Below are 17,623 nucleotides of genomic sequence, written 5' to 3'. Positions count from 1 at the left end.
GAAGTGCGCGGGCGATCCGGAAATATCAATTTGTGGAGCATCTCATTGAATTAATATTTACGAAAGAATCCCGCCTCACGGAGAAGTTTAATGAGTGTTGCAAGCGCCAATGACGGATTAAACCTGGACGGGCCAAAGCTCCTGGAGCAACTCGCGACGCTGGGCCAGATCGGTGTTGACCTCAAGGACGGAGGGCGTACCCGAATTGCGCTGACTGATGCCGAGAGGGAGGGCCGTGATCAGCTCGTCTGCTGGATGAATGAGTTGGGCCTGGACGTCAAAGTCGATCGCATCGGCAATGTGTTTGGAACCCTCCGCTCAAGCACCGATGACGGCACAGAGGCGCCTTTCATGATGGGCTCGCACATCGACACCGTGACAAACGCCGGCGCTTTGGATGGGTGTTATGGAGTGCTCGCGGGGCTTGCCGTCATTCGTGCTTTCCGTGCCGCGGGCGTAACGCCTGAGCGCTCAATCACGGTCGGCGCGTTCACCAATGAAGAGGGTGTGCGTTATCAGCCGGACATGATGGGCTCGCTGGTTTTTGCCGGTGGCATGAGTGTCGACGAAGCGCTCAACACCATCGGGACGGACGGAACCCGTCTTGGCGATGAGCTCTCTCGTATTGGTTACGCTGGGGATATGGAGCCAGGCGCGCTGATTCCGCACGAATATGTGGAGCTTCACATTGAACAGGGGCCGATCCTGGAAGCCGAGTCAACGCTGATCGGTGTGGTCGAAAATCTCCAGGGGATTTCGTGGCAGCAGGTGACGATTCAGGGCAACGCCAACCACGCGGGCACCACCCCCACTCATTTGCGTCACGATGCCGGTTATTGCGCAAGCGCGGTGGTGAATCACTTGCGCGAGATCGCCAGTGAGTCGGGTGGTACTACCTTGGCGACCGTTGGCTGCATGCAATTTGAACCCAATGTCATTAACGTCATTCCTCGCAAATCGACGTTTACGGTCGACCTGCGTGATCCCGACGAGGCTCGTTTGCAAGCGGCTGAGACACGTTTATCCCGGTTCCTCGCCAACATCGCAGAGCGTGAGGGCGTACGGGTTTCCACCGAGCAGCTGGTGAGATTTCAGCCGGTCGTGTTCGACTCCGAATTGGCGCAGGTCATCGAAGACAGCGCCAGGCGTTTCGGCTTCACCCATAGACGCATGACTTCCGGGGCAGGGCATGATGCTCAGATGATCGCGCGCGTTGCGCCATCCGCGATGATCTTTGTGCCAAGCAAGGGCGGCATCAGCCATAACCCTCGGGAGCACACCGATGATGATCAACTGATCAAGGGCGCTCAGGTACTGCTGGACGTGGTTGTTCGACGACTCGCTACCACCCGATAACTTTTCCGCTGAAACACAGCGCCTGGGTTTCAAGACCCGGCGGTGGTATCTCTTTGCCTGACATTGGAGGTTTTATGCTTTTTTCCAACCCGAACGCCACACACGAAGCGTACCCAGAGTCACTTCAACACATCATGAGCATCAAGCAGGCTGAAGAGAGTCGTCGCTGGCTTTCGACATGGGATCAACTCAGCGTTACAGCGACGCCGCTGTGGGATCTTGATGATCTGGCGAAGCAGCTTAATGTCGGGCAAATCTGCGTGAAAGATGAGTCGGTTCGCTCACCGCTGGGTAGCTTCAAGGCATTGGGCGCGCCGATTGCCCTGGTGCGGTTGATTTTGCGATTGTTCCCGCAAAAGAACTTTAATTCTCAAGCGTTGCTCGTGGGTGAGTACCGGGACCAGCTCGGCATCTTTACGGCGATCAGTGCAACCGACGGTAACCACGGACGAGCACTGGCGGCTGCGGCACAAAGTGTTGGCTGTCGGTGCGTTATCGTCCTTCATGCCAACGTGAGTGTTGAGCGCGAGCAAGCCATTGCCGCTTATGGTGCAGAGATTGTCCGCATTACTGGCAACTACGACGAGTCGGTCGAGCGTGCCGCGACGTTGGCCAGAGAGAACCAGTGGCAGGTTGTCTCCGACACCTCGTATGAAGGCTACGAAGTGATTCCGCGCGATGTCATGCAAGGCTATGGCACGATCGCCGCCGAAGTCATCGAGGCGTCAGAACCGTTCACGCATATCTTTGTGCAAGGCGGAGTAGGGGGCCTGGCGGCAGGTTTGGTCAGTTACTTCTGGGAGCGCTATGGCGCCGATCGCCCGACCCTGGTGATGGTTGAGCCGGTTCAGGCCGATTGCCTTTATCAAAGCGCGCTGAAGGGGCGGGCTGCCCATGCGACCGGCTCCGTGGATTCCGTCATGGCAGGTTTGGCCTGTGGCGAAACGTCACCGCTTGCATGGAAATTCCTGAGTGAGAGCGTTGACCATTTCATGCTCATCAATGACAGCGATGCGGTAGGCGCAATGCGGCTGCTCGCTGCAGGCTCAGGTAATGATGTTCCTGTTGTCGGAGGAGAATCCGGTGTCGCCGGGCTCGCTGGTTTGATCAATCTCGTGGGTGTTCCTGCCGATGCCGAAAAAGTCGGCCTGAACAAGAATTCGAGAGTGCTCATCATCAACACCGAGGGGGCTACCGCGCCAGCTGTCTATGAGGCGCTGGTCGGCGAGTCGGCTGAGTCAGTGCAACAGCGCCAGCAGGCCTGGTTGCGAATCCACGAGTATTGCTAGCTTTTGGTACGGATAAAAAACTCTGCGCTGTTTAGAACGATTATTTCTTTCGGTTCTTTATATAGCGCTGAGTCGAATATCCATAACCGATAAAACCACGCCTTCGCTTTGATTCTGTATGCAATGAAATCCATAGGGGCGCTCTAGCAGACAGCGGCGTCCCCGCCACGGCACTAAAGCGGTTTCAACATCAAATCCTGCTGCTCGGCCATCATCTTGTCGTCCCTTCACCAGTCCTTAGAATCCGCCTCCATCAGCTTCGTCCAACTATCGAATCGCTTAGGGAGTTACACCATGATGAACGCCATGCAGATGCCAATGCCGATGATGAACGCCAACATGCCGATGATGCCAATGATGGGCATGCCGATGATGATGGCGACCATGAGCTGCGAAATGATGGACGACGGCATGATGTGCAAAATGATGCCGGCCGCTGGCATGGACATGGCGATGTTCAAGAACAGCGCTGAAATGATGCAGATGATGATGAACTGCGGCATGCCGATGATGATGCATTGCGGCAACATGAGCATGATGTGCATGTCTCAGGCGAGCATGGCCATGCCAATGATGAACATGATGATGCCAATGATGGGCATGCCGATGCCGTCGATGAAGTGCGTGATGGAATGCACGATGATGGCCGACGGCATGATGTGCAAAATCATGCCGATGGCCGGCATGAACATGGACATGATGAAAAGCTGCTGCGCCCTGATGATGAAAATGATGAACGATTGCAGCATGCCGATGATGATGAGCTGCAACGGCATGCCAATGATGTGCTGCACCTGCTGATCCCTGGCAGCAGACATTAAAAAGCCCCCGCGACCTGACGGTTGCGGGGGCTTTTTCATTCTGGCGACACCACAGATCCCACAAGGGATCTCGGTTCGGCGCGATGGAATTCAGTCCAGGCGTTCCGGGTAGGTCACCACCAGATAAGCCACCGCCTCACTGTCGGCGGGGTTGCGATAGCGGTGGGGCTGGTCGGCGTAGAACAGGATCGAGTCGCCGGTGGACAGCAGGTAGCGTTCATCGTTGACGCTGATTTCCAGTACGCCCTGCGACACCACCAGGTTCTCCTGCACACCCGGGCCATGCCCCTCGGAGTGGTCTTCGCCCAACGGGCTCAAACGCAGTTCGTAGAATTCCGATTGGCGTGCCACGTCGAACGGAAACAACGCGCGGCTGACGAAGGCGCCACTGGCGCTGACCAGGCGCTTGCTCTGGTTCGCCGACAGCACGGCCACACCTTCGAAAGCCCGATGCTCGAGAAACGCCGCCACCGAAACCTTCAAGCCCTTGGCAATTTTGCACAGCACTTTGATCGACGGCACGCTGCGTCCGGATTCGATCTGCGCCAGCATCGCCCGACTCACGCCGCACTGCCGGGCCAGGGCGTCGAGGGATAGATGACGCTTGCCCCGCAGCCGTTGCAGGTTCTGCGCGACCCGCTCGCAGATCGGGTCTTCTTCCAGTTGTTCGAGGTTATTCAAGTCCGTCACGGGTTCGCCTGCGCTCACCAGAAAGCGCGAGGGTTGCTGCGCGTTCATGCGTGACGGGTCTCGGTCGACTGGGCGGCCTGGATCCACTGAAAGGCCTGTAGACCCGCGTTGCGTGCGTACATTTCCCACATGGCCCGTGCCCGTTGCTGAGCCTGTTTGCGTTTGCGGTAGCTGGCGAAGTCGATGAGGTTGTCAGTCGGATTCATGGGGCACTTCACTGTGGTGATGAATGACGGGATGAGCTGAGAGTACGTGGATATTTTTATAACTATAAATATTGATTTTGTATTTATTAATTCTATTTGGTTCTTATGAGTGGCCGCGTCAAAGCCCCCGACTGCTCCTGATCAACTCATAGGCCCGACGCACCAGCGGGTTCACGGTGTTGGGCCGAATCCACAAGTGGTAGGTCACGTCCGGCAGCCGTGGCAGGCCATCGTTTTCGCCGAGCACGCGCATGTCCGGGCCGAGCATTTCCATGCTTCTGGGCGTGACGCCCAACCCGGCACGCGTTGCGGCCTTGATCCCGATCAGGTTCGACGCCAGGTACGCCTGGCGCCATGGAATATTGGCGCGTTCCAGCGCCTCCAGGGCGTAGCGACGATAGATACTCGGCTCATCCACCAGAATCAGCGGCAAGGGCTCTTCCGGCGTATGAATGTACTGCGCCGAGCAAATCCACCACACCGGCGAGGTGCGCAAGGCGAAGCCTTCGAGGCTCGGGTCTTCGCGGGTGGAGATCACCATGTCGACCTTGCCCCGATGCAGGTCATCCATCAGAAACGGGCTGCGGCCGACATCGATCTCCAGGCGCAAGCGCGGGGCCGAGCGGGCGATGTGGCTGAGGATCGGCGGCAGGATGGTGTCGGCGATGTCATGCGGCGAGCCGATCCGCAGCACACCGCTCAAGTTGCTTTCGCGCAGGGAATTCAGCGCATCGTCGTTGAGCGAGAGCATCTGCCGCGCATGACGCAACAACTGCAAACCGGCTTCGGTCAGTTGCTTCTGACGCCCGCGCTTCTCGAACAGATTCACCCCCACTTGTTGTTCCAGGCGTTGCATGTGCTGGGTGACCGACGATTGTGTGCGCGCCAGTTGCGCGCCGGCCTCGGCAAAACTGTGGTGATCGACCACGGCAATGAAGGTGCGCAGCAATTCGAGATCGAGGGTAGGTGAGGTCGACATGGCCATTTCCGGGCTGTTTTTATATCAGGGCTGCAAACATAAACATTACATTTGTTTATGTATTTTTGGCGATATTTTAGTGCTAATGCGGTAACTACGGGCACTGTGAGGATTTTCGCTTAGCAGCAATACGGCAAGTTATAACGATATTAGATATTTGAATTTCCGTTACTTCAGGACTGTACCTAGGATGCCGCCTCATCAGGTCGGGGAACGCCGATCATCCATGAGGGGAAATCCATGTTGCTTGAGCGCTCACCTGTAAAACGATGGTTGCCTGTGATGCTGGGCGCCTTGATCTCATTGGCCGCCAGTGCCGGGGCTCAGGCTGATGCCACCCTGGACAAGATCCAGCAACGGCATGTGCTGACGGTGGGGGTCGTACTGTCCGGCGGCCCTTTCGGCAGTATCGATCCGGGTACTCAGAAACCGCGGGGCTTGAACGTCGACCTCGCTCAGGAACTGGGCCGGCAGTTGGGCGCCGAGGTGCAACTGGTGCCGGTATTGCCCGCCAACCGCGTGCAGTTTTTGCAGCAGGGCAAAGTGGATTTGTTGATTGCCAACATGGAATGGACCGCCGAGCGCGGTGAGATCCTCGGTTTTGTGCCGACGCCGTTCTACCGTGTCGGCGGTACCGCGGCGCTGCTCAAGGACAGCAAGATCAGCCGTTGGGAAGACCTCAAGGGCCAGCCCGTCTGCACCTCCCAGGGCAGCAGCTACATCAAGCCGCTCACCGAATTGGGCGTCGAGATCAAGGCCTTCAAGAGCTCGTCCGAATCCTTGCTTGCGCTGCGTGGCAACAACTGCGTCGCGGCAGTGCATGACGCCACGCTGATCAACCCGTTGATCGCCGACAACGCCGAATGGCAGGGCTATCGCGCGCTGAGTCCGGAGCTCAACCCGGCCCCTTCGGTGATCTGGACCCGACCTGGCGAACGCGATACCCAGGCTCGGCTCGACCCCATCGTCAAGGAACTGCACCGCAGCGGCTGGCTGATCGACGCCCAGACCCGCAACCGCATCACCCCCGCGTCACCGGCCTTGGTGGAATTGCAGAAACAGTTCCAGGCCAACGGCGCCTGAGCGGTTCACCTCATCGTTTTCAATAGACCGCCGACGGATTCGGCGGTCGTTCAAGGTAGTCGTGCATGAACCGATATTTTTCCGCTAGAAGCCTGGCCACGCTGTGCCTGGCAGGATGCGCCGTGCTCGGCGCCAGCCTCGCTCAGGCCGATGCCACGCTGGACAAGATCGAACAACGCCACGCGATCAGCGTCGGGGTGATGCTCAGTGGTCCGCCGTTCGGCACCCTCGACCCCAAGACCGGCGAACACCTGGGGTACAACGTCGAACTGGCCAGGGGCATCGCCAAGGCGCTGGGTGTCGAGGCCCAGACTGTTTCGGTGCTGGCACCCAACCGGGTGCAGTTCCTGCAGCAGGGCAAGGTCGACATCCTGATCGCCAATATGCAGTTCACCGAAGAACGCGCCGAGATTCTCGATTACGTGCCCACGCCCTATGAAGAAGTCGGTGGCGCCGCGTTGATTCGCAAGGGTGCGGGTATCACCCAGTGGAGCGACTTGAAGGACAAACCGGTGTGCGTGTCCCAGGGCAGCAACTTCATCAAGCCATTACAGGAAACCTACGGCGCGCAGATCAAGGCGTTTCGCAGCCAGTCCGAATCGCTGTTGTCGTTGCGCGGCAATGGCTGCGTGGCGGCGGTGCATGTCAGCCCGACCATGCATACCTTATTGAGCGATGCCGAGTGGGCCGGGTATGAAATTCCGCTGCCGGGTGACTTGATCCCGTCGAACTCGGTGATCTGGATACGCAAGGGCGAGCACGATACCCAGGCGAAGCTGGATGCCATCGTGCGCGACTGGCACCGCAGCGGCTGGCTGATCGAATTGGGCGAACGCACGGGCATGGCACCGTCGCAAGCCTTGCGTGACCTGCACGAGCAATACCGCAACGCGGCACCGCTGGCAGTGCGGTCATGAGTCGACCGTTGTTCGTGGCCTTGCAGCAACTGCTCGGCGCCCGTCATGTGCAGACCAGCGAAGAGGCCGCGCCGTACCTGACCGACAAACAGGGCCGTTACGTGGGGCAGGTGATTGCCGCCGTGCACCCGGCAAGCACCGAAGAAGTTGCGGCGGTGGTGCGCGCGTGCGTGGCCTGCGATACGCCGGTGGTGGTGCAGGGCGGCAACACCGGGCTGATGGGCGGCGCGACTCCGGACGCCAGTGGCCGCGCGGTGTTGTTGCTGCTCGACCGGATGAATCGCGTTCGGGCAGTGGACACCGACAACGACACCCTGACCGTCGAGGCGGGCTGCATTCTGCACACCATTCAGGGCGTCGCCCGCGATGCCGGGCGCCTGTTCCCGCTGAGTCTGGGCGCCGAAGGCAGCTGCACCATTGGCGGCAATCTGGGCACCAATGCCGGTGGCACGGCGGTGCTGCGCTATGGCAATACCCGCGAATTGACCCTTGGTCTGGAAGTGGTCACCGCCCAGGGCGACATCTGGAATGGCCTGCGCGGTTTGCGCAAGGACAACACCGGCTACGACTTGCGCGACCTGTTCATCGGCAGCGAAGGCACCCTCGGCATCATCACCGCCGCCACCCTGAAACTGTTCCCGTTGCCCAAGGCCCAGGCCACAGCGCTGTTGGCCTTCGACTCGCTGGCCCAGACGGTGACGTTCCTGTCCCATGCCCGCGCCGGTTTCGGTGCCAGCCTGACCGCGTTCGAACTGCTCAGTGCCGGGTGCCTTGCGTTGCTGCGCGAGCAATTTCCCGAAGGCCCACAACCCTTTTCCGGTGCGCGTCAGCCTTGGTTCGCGTTGTTGGAATTGTCCGATAACCACAGCGAAAGCCATGCCCGCGAAGCGTTTGAACAGGTACTGGGCGAGGCCTACGAGCAGAGCCTGCTGGCCGATGCGCTGATCGCCGAAAGCCTCGCCCAGAGCCAGGCGTTTTGGCTGTTACGCGAGAACATGAGCGAGGCGCAGAAGCGTGCCGGTCGCAACATGAAGCACGACATCTCGGTGCCGATTTCCCAGGTCGTGGCATTTGTCGCCCATACCGATGCGCTGTTGCAGCGCCATTTCCCTGGTGTGCGGCATTACACCTTCGGCCATCTGGGCGACGGTAACCTGCATTACAACGTCGCCCATCCGCACAACTCAACGGTCGAGGCGCACATGGCCCATTACGCAGCACTCAGCCAACTGGTGCACGACAGCGCCCACGCTCACGGCGGCTCCATTAGCGCCGAGCACGGTGTCGGCCAGCGCAAACGGGACATGCTCGGGCGCTACAAAAGCCCGGTGGAACTCGACCTGATGCGCCGGATCAAGCAAGCGCTGGACCCGAACAATCTGCTGAACCCCGGCAAGGTTTTGAAGGGGAGTCAGTCATGACGCTTCGTCTGTCCAAACGCGTACAGCACGTCTCGCTGTCGGCCAATGCCGCCGCGAAATCTCAAGCCACGGCATTGCGCGAGGCTGGTCGCGACATCCTCGACCTGACCACCGGCGAGCCGGATTTTGACACCCCGGAGCACATCAAGCAGGCCGCTTATGCCGCCATCGCCGCCGGTGCCACCAAGTACACGCCGACACCGGGCGTGAAGGCCTTGCGCATCGCGGTGCAACGCAAACTCCAGCAGGAAAACCAGCTGGACTATCCGCTGGAATCGATCGTGATTGCCAACGGTGCCAAACAGATCATCTTCAATGCCTTTGCCGCCACCCTCGACGACGGCGATCAGGTGCTGGTGCCAACGCCGTACTGGCCGTCGTTCCCGGACAGCGTGCGCTTCAACGGCGGCGAACCGGTGTTTATCGAATGTGGACTGGCGCAGGGCTGCAAACTGACGGCCGAACAATTGGAGCAACGGATTGGCGAACGGACTCGCTGGCTGATCCTCAACGGCCCCGGCAACCCCAGCGGCGCGGTGTATAGCGCGGCCGAACTGCGCGCCCTGGCCGAGGTGCTGCGGCGCCATCCCCACGTGCTGATTCTGCTGGATGAACTCTACGAACATATCCGTTTCGACGGTTTGCCTGCCCAGAGCCTGCTCAACGTTGCGCCGGATTTGCAGGCGCGCTGCCTGCTGGTGGGCGGCGTGTCCAAGACCTATGCCATGACCGGTTGGCGCATCGGTTTCGGCGCCGGGCCGCAAGCGCTGACTCTTGCGATGACGGTGGTGCAATCGCAATCCACCTCGGGTGCTTCCTCGGTCGGACAAGCCGCCGCTTTGGCCGCATTCGAAGGTGGACTGGATTTCTTGCGGTCGCAAGTCGCGGCCTATCAACAACGCCGGGATTCACTGGTCAGCGCCTTACGCGAAGTGGACGGTCTTGAAGTGCTCGAACCTCAAGGTGGTTTCTTTGTGTTTGTGCGCTGCGCCGGGTTGTTGGGGCGCTATCGCCCGGACGGTCAACGTCTGCAAAGCGATGCCGACGTCGTCGCGTATTTGCTGGAAGAGGGCGTGGCCGGCGTGGCGGGCAGCGCTTATGGCTTGTCGCCGTGGTTTCGCCTGTCCATTGCCACGGCGACCGACACCGTAGTCGAAGCCGGATGCCGCATCGCTCAAGCCTGCAGGCAATTGCGGGGCGAACCATGAGTCATTTGTTGGAGCTATTCGTCCACTGGGCCGCCGGATTCGGCCTGAACTACGGCTTTCTGCTGGACGCTTATCAACGCGGAACCCTGGAGCAGGGCGCGCTGACCACGGTGTTGCTGTGCCTCTTCACTATCGTCGGCAGCCTGTTGGCGGGCGTCGGTTTGGCGGCGATGTTGACCTCGGGCAAACCCTGGCTGGCAAAACCTGCGCGGGTGTTTGTCGAAGTCACCCGCAACACGCCGACCCTGGTGCAGCTGTATTGCGCATTTCTGGTCCTGAACATGCTGCTGACCCAGGCCGTCGGCGCGGCCAACCCGCTGACGCCGTTCGCCTGGGTGGTGATCGTGATTTCGCTGCACAAAGGCGCGTTTCATGCCGAAGCCTTGCGCGCCGGGATCGAAGCGGTGCCGGCGGTAACAATCGAGGCGGCCAGTTCACTGGCATTCAGTAGCCGCCAGTTGCTGTGGAATGTGCAACTGCCGCTGGCCTTGCGCTTCGCCTTGCCGTCGCTGATCAACAACCTGATCGACCTGGTAAAAATGACCGCTGTCGCCTCGGCCATTGCCGTCGGCGACATCACCTACGCGGCGATCATGATCTGGACCCAGAGCGATAACGTGTTGGAGCTGATGATTCTGATCCTGACGTTTTTCGGCCTGCTGAGTTTTACCGTCAATTGTGTGGGTCGCCTGCTCGAAGCGCGCCTGAGGATGCCCGGCTATGGCCATTGAATCGTCCGTCACCGCGCCGTTGGCCTGGCCGCGTCGGCATGGAGGCAAGTTGCTGCTGTTGGTGGGTAGCATGCTCTGGTTGGTGTATTTCGTGCCGCACAGTCCGGTACTCAAGGCTTTGTTGCAGTGGTCGCCGGCCTTGGTCGCCGGGTTTGGCCAGAACATTCTGATCAGTCTGGTGGCAATCGGGCTGGGCTCGTTGCTGGGGTTGTTGGTCGGTGCCCTGACGTTGTCGCCGTTGTGGCTGTTGCGCTTGCCGGCGCGGATCTGGGTGCAGATTTTTCGCAATGCGCCGTGGCTGGTGCTGATCTATTTCACCACCTATGTGTTCCCGTTCGAGATCCACATCGGCAGCACTTATGTCTCGTTCCCGGATTGGGTCAAGGTCACGATTGGCCTGGCGTTGCCGGCGAGCGCCAACGTTGCGGAGATCTTCCGTGGCGCCGTCGCCTCGATCCCCAGTACCCAATGGGAAGCGGCGCGATCCCTGGCCTTCACTCGCGGGCAGATTTTTCGTTCGATCATCCTGCCGCAGTGCTTCAAGCGCATGTTGCCGCCGTGGATGAACCTCTACGCGGTGATCACCATGGGCACTGCACTGGCGTCGCTGGTGGGCGTGCATGATGTGATCGACACCGCGCAAATCGCCAGCAACACGGTGAACCTCACCGGCTTCACCGTGGTGATTTACCTGAGCCTGCTGGTGCTGTTCTTTGCTTATTGCTACCCGATTTCCCGACTCACCCAACGCCTGGAGCGACGTTATGCCTTCTACTGAAACCGTCGCCGAGCCTCTGGTCAGCCTGCGCGACCTGCACCTGTCGTTTGGCAGTAACCCGGTGCTCAAGGGCATCGACCTTGACGTGCATCGCGGCCAGGCCGTGTCGATCATCGGCCCGTCCGGCTCCGGCAAGTCGACGATCCTGCGCTGCATCACCGGTTTGTTGCAGCCCCAACGCGGCACCATCCGCGTCGGCAGCACTGAGGTTCACACCCTGGCCCAGGAAACCCAGCGCATCGAGTTACGCAAGCGTGTGGGGTTTGTGTTCCAGCAGTACAACCTGTTCCCGCATTTGTCGGTGCTGGAGAACCTGATGATCGCCCCGCGCAAAGTGCTGGGGCGCAATCGCGCCGAGGCCGAGAAAGACGCCCGCGCCTTGCTGGCCAAGGTGCGCATGGAGCACAAGGCCGATGCTTATCCGGGGCAACTCTCCGGCGGTCAGCAACAGCGGGTGGCGATTGCCCGGGCGTTGGCCATGCGTCCGGAATTGATCCTGTTCGATGAGGTGACTTCTGCCCTCGATCCGGAAACTGTTGGCGAGGTGCTGACGGTGATTCGCGAGCTGACCGAAGAGGGCATGACCTGTGTGTTGGTGACCCATGAAATGCGTTTCGCCGAAGAGATCAGCGACATCGTCTACTTCACCGAAAACGGCGTGATTGTCGAATGCGGCAGTGCCGAGCAGATCTTCCAGTACCCCACCAGTGAGCGGACCCAGGAGTTTCTGCGTCACGCCCTGGTCGATCCGGGACGCCGTCCCCGTGTCGCCAACGATCCGTATCTGTTGAGTAACCTGAGCCGCTACAGCCTGTCCGTCTAATACCGAGGAGTCTGTTCATGAGTACCGATAACCGTGCCGCCGTCATCGAGGATTTCCTCAAGAAAATCCGCGTCATCCATCAGCGTGGCGTCGACCGTGCCGCGTTGACGGAGATCGTCGCCTTGCTCGAAACCCTGGCCGAGCGCCGCGATCTGTTCAATTTCGACGTGTTCCCGGCGCCAGTGCCGGGGCAGGGCAGCACCGCGTTTCGCTACCGTCTGAACGACGATGGCGACACGCCGACGTTGTACCTCAACTCATTGTTGCCGGGTAAAAGTACGATCCCGCACAACCACGAAACCTGGGCAATCATCAGCGCCGTCGAAGGCCAGGAAATCAACTACGTCTACACCCGTGATGACGAGGGCCGCGAGCCCGGGTTCACCACGTTGCACCTGGAAAAAGAAGTGATCGTGCAACCCGGCACGTCGATCTCGTTTCTCGGTGAAGACCTGCATGGCATCCGTGTCGAAGGCGAGCAGCCGACCCTGCATTTCCACCTGTATGGCTTGCCGCTGGAATCGCTCAACGGCCGCTACGGGGTCGAGGCCGACGGGCGCATTCTCAATTACAACGCCTCGCAAATGGCGCCGTCGATCAAGGCCTACACATGAATCGGACCGTAACCCCAGGGCAACTGCAGCAATGGCTGTTCGACGGGCAGGAAATTGCCCTGTTTGATGTGCGTGAGCATGGCCAATATGGCGAAGCCCACCTGTTTCACGGGGTGAACCTGCCCTACAGTCGCCTGGAGCTGGAGGTCCGACGCCTGGCGCCGAATCCTCAGGTGCGGCTGGTGATTTATGACCAGAACGGCGGGGACATCGCGGTGCGCTCTGCTCGGCGTTTGCAGGCGCTGGGGTACAGCCGCGTGCATGTTCTCGACGGCGGTGCCGATGCCTGGCAGGCGGCAGGCCTGCAACTGTTCGCGGGTGTGCATGTGCCGTCCAAAGCCTTTGGCGAGTTGGTGGAAGAGGCCAGTGATACGCCGCATGTCACCGCCAGGCAGCTGGCCGAATGGCAAGCCCGGGGCGAGCCGCTGGTGGTGCTGGACGGTCGGCCGTTCGACGAGTACCGCAAGATGACCATTCCCGGTTCTGTCTGCTGCCCGAATGGCGAACTGGGCTATCGCGTACAGGATCTGGTGCCGGACGACAGCACGCCGATCGTGGTCAATTGCGCCGGTCGAACCCGCAGCATTATCGGCGCCCAGACCTTGATCAATCTGGGGTTGAAGAACCCGGTCTACGCCTTGGAAAACGGTACGCAGGGCTGGTACCTGGAAGATTTCCGGCTGGAGCATGGCAGCACTCGCCGCTATGCCGATGAGGTGTCATCGAAGACCTTGCCGCAACAACGCCTCGCCGCGGCACAACTGGCCGAGCGGGCCGGGGTAAAAACCGTTGCGGCGGCGCAGGTCGAGCAGTGGGCAGGGGAGGCCGCACGCAGTTTGTTTCTGTGCGATGTGCGCACTGCCGAGGAGTTTGTCGCCGGCAGTCTGTCGGGTGCGCAACACACGCCGGGTGGGCAGTTGATTCAGTCTACCGACCTGTACATCGGCGTGCGTCAGGCGCGGTTGGTGCTGATCGACAGCGATGGTATACGGGCACCGATCGTTGCCAGTTGGCTTCGGCAGTTGGGGCATGAAGCTTATGTGCTGGAAGGTGGGGTGAGTAGCGGTCTGGCGTTGCCGACGCATGAGACGCCCGCACACGAAGCGTTGCCGGTCATCACGGCGCAAGCCCTGGCCGATGCGTTGAAGGACAGAGCGGTGGCATTGATTGACCTGCGTCCGAGCATGACCTTCCGCAAAGGTCATATCGCCGGCTCACGCTGGTCGATCCGTTCGTTGCTGGCAAGTGAAGTGGCCGGTGAACAGCGACCTCTGGTGTTGCTGGCCGATGACCCGCAACTGGCCGCTTTCGCGGTGCTGGAATTGCCCGATGTTCAACGTGCGCAAACCCGGTTGTTGAGCGGCGGTGTCGACGCCTGGCGCGCGGCGGGTTTTGCGTTGCAAGAGGATGCCAACACGCCGCCCGATCTGCAGTGCATCGATTTTCTGTTCTTTACCCATGATCGCCACGCCGGCAACAAAGACGCGGCGCGTCAGTATTTGGCTTGGGAAATCGGCCTGTTGGCGCAAATGAGCGCAGACGAAATCGCCAGCCTGAAACCGCTGCGTGCGCCGTCTCAAGCGACTCGTGATGCGCGGGTGCGTACCCGTCTGGTGCAGGCGGCGCGTACCGAAAAGGGCAGTGGCAGTCGAGGTGTCAACGTGCCCGTCACTCGTTTGAGCACGGTGCTGTTCGACAACCTGGCGCAGATGCGCGATGCCCGTGCTCGCCGTGACCGGGAGCGGGTGCTGAGCTATGGCGCTCGGGGCAATCCGACCGCTTTTGCCTTGGAAGACCTGGTGACGGAACTGGAGGGCGGTTACCGCACCCGCCTGTTCGGCACCGGACTGGCGGCGGTGGCGCAGACGTTCCTGGCCTACCTGCGGCCCGGCGATCATGTACTGATCACCGACGCGGTGTATGCGCCCGTGCGGCGTCTGGCCCGCGAACTGCTTGAGCCGTTCGGTATCCAGGTCAGCTACTTCGCGCCTGACGGCAACGGCCTGCAAGCGCAACTGCAAGCCAACACCAAAATGGTCTACACCGAAGTGCCCGGCTCGCTGCTGTATGAACTCAGCGACCTGCCGGCCATCGCCGCGCTGTGCAAACCACGAGGCATTCTGCTGGCCGTCGATAACACCTGGGGCTCGGGCTACCTGTACCGGCCGCTGACGCTGGGCGCGGACATCTCGATCATGGCGTTGACCAAGTACCTGTGCGGCCACAGCGATGTGGTCATGGGCAGCGTCTGTACCCGGCAAGAAGTCTGGCAGCCGCTGGCGTCCATGAGCGACACCTTTGGCATCGCCGTCAGCCCCGACGACGCCTGGCTGGTGCTGCGCGGCGCCCGAACCCTGGCGCCACGCCTGGAGGTGCACGAACGCCAGGCCCTGGAAATCGCTCATTGGCTACAGGCGCAACCGCAGGTGAAACGGGTGTTCCATCCGGCGTTGCCCGATCATCCCCATCATGCACTGTGGCGGCGGGACTACACGGGCAGTAACGGACTGCTGTCCTTCGAACTGCGCGATGCCGACGCCACGTACGTAGAGCGCTTCATCGATGCGTTGCAGGTGTTTGGTCTGGGCGCGTCCTGGGGCGGCTATGAAAGCCTGATCACCGTCGCCGACACCCAGGATCGCAACAGTGCGGCAGATCGCGCATTGAACCCGGTGCTGCGGTTGCACATTGGCCTGGAAGATGTCGATGCGTTGACCGAGGATTTGCAACGCGGGTTCGCCGCTATCGCGGACTAGGGCTTGCGCAGCGATCCGTAGCAGCTGTCGAGCTTGCGAGGCTGCGTTCGGCTGCGCAGCAGTCGTGAATCCGGCTAACGCGACTCGCCTGACACACCGCAAGCTCTGGTTTGACGACTGCTTCGCAGCCGAACGCAGCCTCGCAAGCTCGACAGCTGCTACAAAGAGTGCGCTGCGGCTTAATTTGCCGGCATTAGGACTTGCGCAACAGGAGCAACGCCAGCGCCGCAGCCGCCAGCACCGCACCGGCAATGAAGGTGCTGGCGGAACCCGAGGTTTCCCACAGTGCGCCGGCCAGTACGCTGGCGATCAACAGGCACACGCCGCTGATCAGATTGAACAGGCCGAACGCAGTGCCCCTGAGATGTTCGGGGGCGGTGTCGGCGATCAGCGTCGCGAGAATGCCCTGGCTGAACCCCATGTGCAGGCCCCACAGGGCCACGCCTGCCAGCATGGTCATGATTGAGTCCGCTTGCGCCAGCAGCAGGTCCGCCAGGATCAGTAATCCCATGCCGACACACAGCAACTTGGTGCGGCTGATCCGGTCGGACAACCAGCCGGCAGGGTAGGCCGACACCGCATACAGCAGCGACATGACCACCATCACCATCGGCACCCAAGTGGCCGTCAGGCCTGTTTGCTGGGCTTTCAAGACCAGAAAGGCCTCGCTGAAACGGGCCAGCGTGAAGAGCCCGCCGACGATCACCACCCACCAATAGCCGCGGGAAAACTCCCGTAAAACTTTCCAGTGGATAGGCGAGCGAAAGGTGTGCTTCCCGGTGACATCGGTAGGTTCTTTGACGCCACCGACAATCAGCGCCACCGATATCACCGCAGGGATCACCGCAAACCACAACACCAGATGGATCTGCCCGAGCCAGAGCATCAGCATGATCGCCAGAACCGGACCCAGAATCGCCCCCACGGTGTCCATCGACTGGCGCAAGCCAAAGCAGGCGCCACGGATTTCGGCGGGGGCGACATCGGCGACCAGCGCATCGCGCGGCGCGCCACGAATGCCTTTGCCGATGCGGTCCAGAAAACGCGCGGTGAACACCAGGTCTACCGACTGCGCGAGAGGGAAGAGCGGTTTCGACAACGCCGCCAGACCGTAGCCCATCAACAGCAGGCCTTTACGCCGGCCGATAAAGTCGCTGATGGCGCCGGAGAATATCTTGACCACCATCGCCGTCGCCTCGGCAATGCCTTCGATCACCCCGACGGTCAGTGCGCTGGCGCCCAAGGTGGTGACCAGAAACACCGGCAGCAGGCTGTGCACCAGCTCGGAAGACAGGTCCATGAACAGGCTGACAAAGCCCAGGGCCCAGACTGTTCGTGGGATGCGCAGTGGCGTGGATTGGGCGTTGGCGAGGTTTTTGTTCACATCGAGTCCTCATCTGAACACCGGTCGTTGGTGGGCTGTCGCAGCCTGCGTGTGTTTGATTGTGGGCCAAAAGTCTGTCGATGTATCGCGAGGCCGTGCTTGCACCGTGCGATATGTTTTTCACCCAGCTGTCATTGTAAGCAACGATTCCTCTGGCTAGACTTCGGCCCATGAAACGTTATTTGCGGTGTTGCCTCATTTTCCTGATGTGCTTCGCGCTTCCGCTGAGTGGAATGGCGGGCATTCAGGCGCCCACGGAGCCTTGCCCGATGAAAACCACGGGCATGGCGATGATGGGCGACATGGACCAAGACTGCTGCCAGGACATGAGCACCCCGGCCGAGCACGGCAAAGCCTGTAAGCCCGGCCAGGAGTGCAAGACCGGCGGCATGCTGCAAGTCAGCATCGCCAAACCTCCAGTCACCTTGTTCAACCCCGTCGTAACCACGTTTTTTGTAGACGCACTGCCTGTCCAGACCCCGTCCGGGGTATGGCGACCCCCTCGCGCCTGATTCCTGTTCCACGCTGAGCCCCATTCCGCCTTCACGGGATGGCGTTGCTGTGCGC

The 17,623-nt window shown here is 60.6% G+C and carries 17 protein-coding genes; 13 read left to right on the top strand and 4 right to left on the bottom strand.

Features of this window, described 5'->3' with window-relative positions:
- The first annotated feature begins 90 nt into the window (after positions 1 to 90).
- From ACEN9A_RS17270 to ACEN9A_RS17260, 3 genes are all read left to right on the top strand, one after another.
- Positions 91 to 1,356, top strand: coding sequence for a Zn-dependent hydrolase (locus ACEN9A_RS17270; RefSeq protein ID WP_258668836.1), 1,266 nt, complete (start codon positions 91 to 93; stop codon positions 1,354 to 1,356).
- A gap of 74 nt (positions 1,357 to 1,430) precedes the next feature.
- Positions 1,431 to 2,645 carry a diaminopropionate ammonia-lyase gene (locus ACEN9A_RS17265; RefSeq protein ID WP_258668835.1) on the top strand — a complete coding sequence of 405 codons (1,215 nt, stop codon included), beginning with the start codon at positions 1,431 to 1,433 and terminating at the stop codon, positions 2,643 to 2,645.
- A 294-nt stretch (positions 2,646 to 2,939) separates the two neighbouring features.
- A complete protein-coding gene (locus ACEN9A_RS17260) occupies positions 2,940 to 3,446 on the top strand; it encodes a hypothetical protein (RefSeq protein WP_258668834.1) in 507 nt (168 codons plus the stop codon).
- Positions 3,447 to 3,556: 110 nt separating this feature from the next.
- Here the strand turns inward: ACEN9A_RS17260 and ACEN9A_RS17255 are convergent, their stop codons facing one another.
- From ACEN9A_RS17255 to ACEN9A_RS17245, 3 genes are all read right to left on the bottom strand, one after another.
- A complete protein-coding gene (locus ACEN9A_RS17255) occupies positions 3,557 to 4,204 on the bottom strand; it encodes a helix-turn-helix domain-containing protein (protein ID WP_258668832.1) in 648 nt (215 codons plus the stop codon).
- On the bottom strand, positions 4,201 to 4,362 hold the full coding sequence (locus tag ACEN9A_RS17250) for a hypothetical protein (RefSeq protein ID WP_019648689.1): 162 nt from the start codon (positions 4,360 to 4,362) through the stop codon (positions 4,201 to 4,203). The genes ACEN9A_RS17255 and ACEN9A_RS17250 overlap by 4 nt, the downstream gene beginning before the upstream one ends.
- A 118-nt stretch (positions 4,363 to 4,480) precedes the next feature.
- Entirely contained in the window at positions 4,481 to 5,341 is an 861-nt protein-coding gene (locus tag ACEN9A_RS17245) for a LysR substrate-binding domain-containing protein (protein ID WP_007942105.1), read from the bottom strand.
- 240 nt (positions 5,342 to 5,581) lie between these two features.
- Between ACEN9A_RS17245 and ACEN9A_RS17240 the strand changes: the two genes are divergently transcribed.
- The 9 genes from ACEN9A_RS17240 to metC all read left to right on the top strand — a co-directional run bounded on the left by ACEN9A_RS17240 (position 5,582) and on the right by metC (position 15,672).
- Positions 5,582 to 6,424 (top strand): transporter substrate-binding domain-containing protein, encoded by an 843-nt coding sequence (locus ACEN9A_RS17240; RefSeq protein WP_026345767.1) that lies wholly within the window; start codon positions 5,582 to 5,584, stop codon positions 6,422 to 6,424.
- A 65-nt stretch (positions 6,425 to 6,489) separates the two neighbouring features.
- Positions 6,490 to 7,341, top strand: coding sequence for a transporter substrate-binding domain-containing protein (locus tag ACEN9A_RS17235; protein ID WP_258668829.1), 852 nt, complete (start codon positions 6,490 to 6,492; stop codon positions 7,339 to 7,341).
- Complete coding sequence (locus ACEN9A_RS17230; RefSeq protein WP_258668827.1) at positions 7,338 to 8,762, top strand: FAD-binding oxidoreductase; 1,425 nt, start codon at positions 7,338 to 7,340, stop codon at positions 8,760 to 8,762. The genes ACEN9A_RS17235 and ACEN9A_RS17230 overlap by 4 nt, the downstream gene beginning before the upstream one ends.
- Positions 8,759 to 9,970, top strand: coding sequence for an aminotransferase class I/II-fold pyridoxal phosphate-dependent enzyme (locus tag ACEN9A_RS17225; RefSeq protein ID WP_258668825.1), 1,212 nt, complete (start codon positions 8,759 to 8,761; stop codon positions 9,968 to 9,970). The genes ACEN9A_RS17230 and ACEN9A_RS17225 overlap by 4 nt, the downstream gene beginning before the upstream one ends.
- Complete coding sequence (locus ACEN9A_RS17220) at positions 9,967 to 10,701, top strand: amino acid ABC transporter permease (protein ID WP_019648695.1); 735 nt, start codon at positions 9,967 to 9,969, stop codon at positions 10,699 to 10,701. The genes ACEN9A_RS17225 and ACEN9A_RS17220 overlap by 4 nt, the downstream gene beginning before the upstream one ends.
- Positions 10,691 to 11,479 (top strand): amino acid ABC transporter permease, encoded by a 789-nt coding sequence (locus ACEN9A_RS17215; protein WP_258668821.1) that lies wholly within the window; start codon positions 10,691 to 10,693, stop codon positions 11,477 to 11,479. Before ACEN9A_RS17220 ends, ACEN9A_RS17215 begins: the two co-directional genes overlap by 11 nt.
- On the top strand, positions 11,466 to 12,302 hold the full coding sequence (locus ACEN9A_RS17210; protein WP_258668819.1) for an amino acid ABC transporter ATP-binding protein: 837 nt from the start codon (positions 11,466 to 11,468) through the stop codon (positions 12,300 to 12,302). The genes ACEN9A_RS17215 and ACEN9A_RS17210 overlap by 14 nt, the downstream gene beginning before the upstream one ends.
- Before the next feature lie 17 nt (positions 12,303 to 12,319).
- Complete coding sequence (locus ACEN9A_RS17205; protein ID WP_258668818.1) at positions 12,320 to 12,916, top strand: cysteine dioxygenase family protein; 597 nt, start codon at positions 12,320 to 12,322, stop codon at positions 12,914 to 12,916.
- Positions 12,913 to 15,672, top strand: coding sequence for a cystathionine beta-lyase (metC, locus tag ACEN9A_RS17200; RefSeq protein ID WP_258668816.1), 2,760 nt, complete (start codon positions 12,913 to 12,915; stop codon positions 15,670 to 15,672). Before ACEN9A_RS17205 ends, metC begins: the two co-directional genes overlap by 4 nt.
- Positions 15,673 to 15,865: 193 nt before the next feature.
- On the opposite strand, the gene ACEN9A_RS17195 is transcribed toward metC, so the two are convergent.
- A complete protein-coding gene (locus ACEN9A_RS17195) occupies positions 15,866 to 17,056 on the bottom strand; it encodes an MFS transporter (RefSeq protein WP_258668815.1) in 1,191 nt (396 codons plus the stop codon).
- 170 nt (positions 17,057 to 17,226) lie between these two features.
- Here ACEN9A_RS17195 and ACEN9A_RS17190 point away from each other — a divergent pair, with 170 nt between their 5' ends.
- The gene (locus tag ACEN9A_RS17190) at positions 17,227 to 17,568 is read left to right on the top strand and encodes a hypothetical protein (protein ID WP_026345769.1); all 342 of its coding nucleotides are present in this window, start codon (positions 17,227 to 17,229) and stop codon (positions 17,566 to 17,568) included.
- Positions 17,569 to 17,623 lie beyond the last annotated feature (55 nt).

The organism is Pseudomonas sp. Pseusp18 (genome assembly GCF_059506005.1).
The sequence above is the reverse complement of the archived record's forward strand: the minus strand, read 5'-3'. Positions and strand labels throughout refer to the sequence as shown.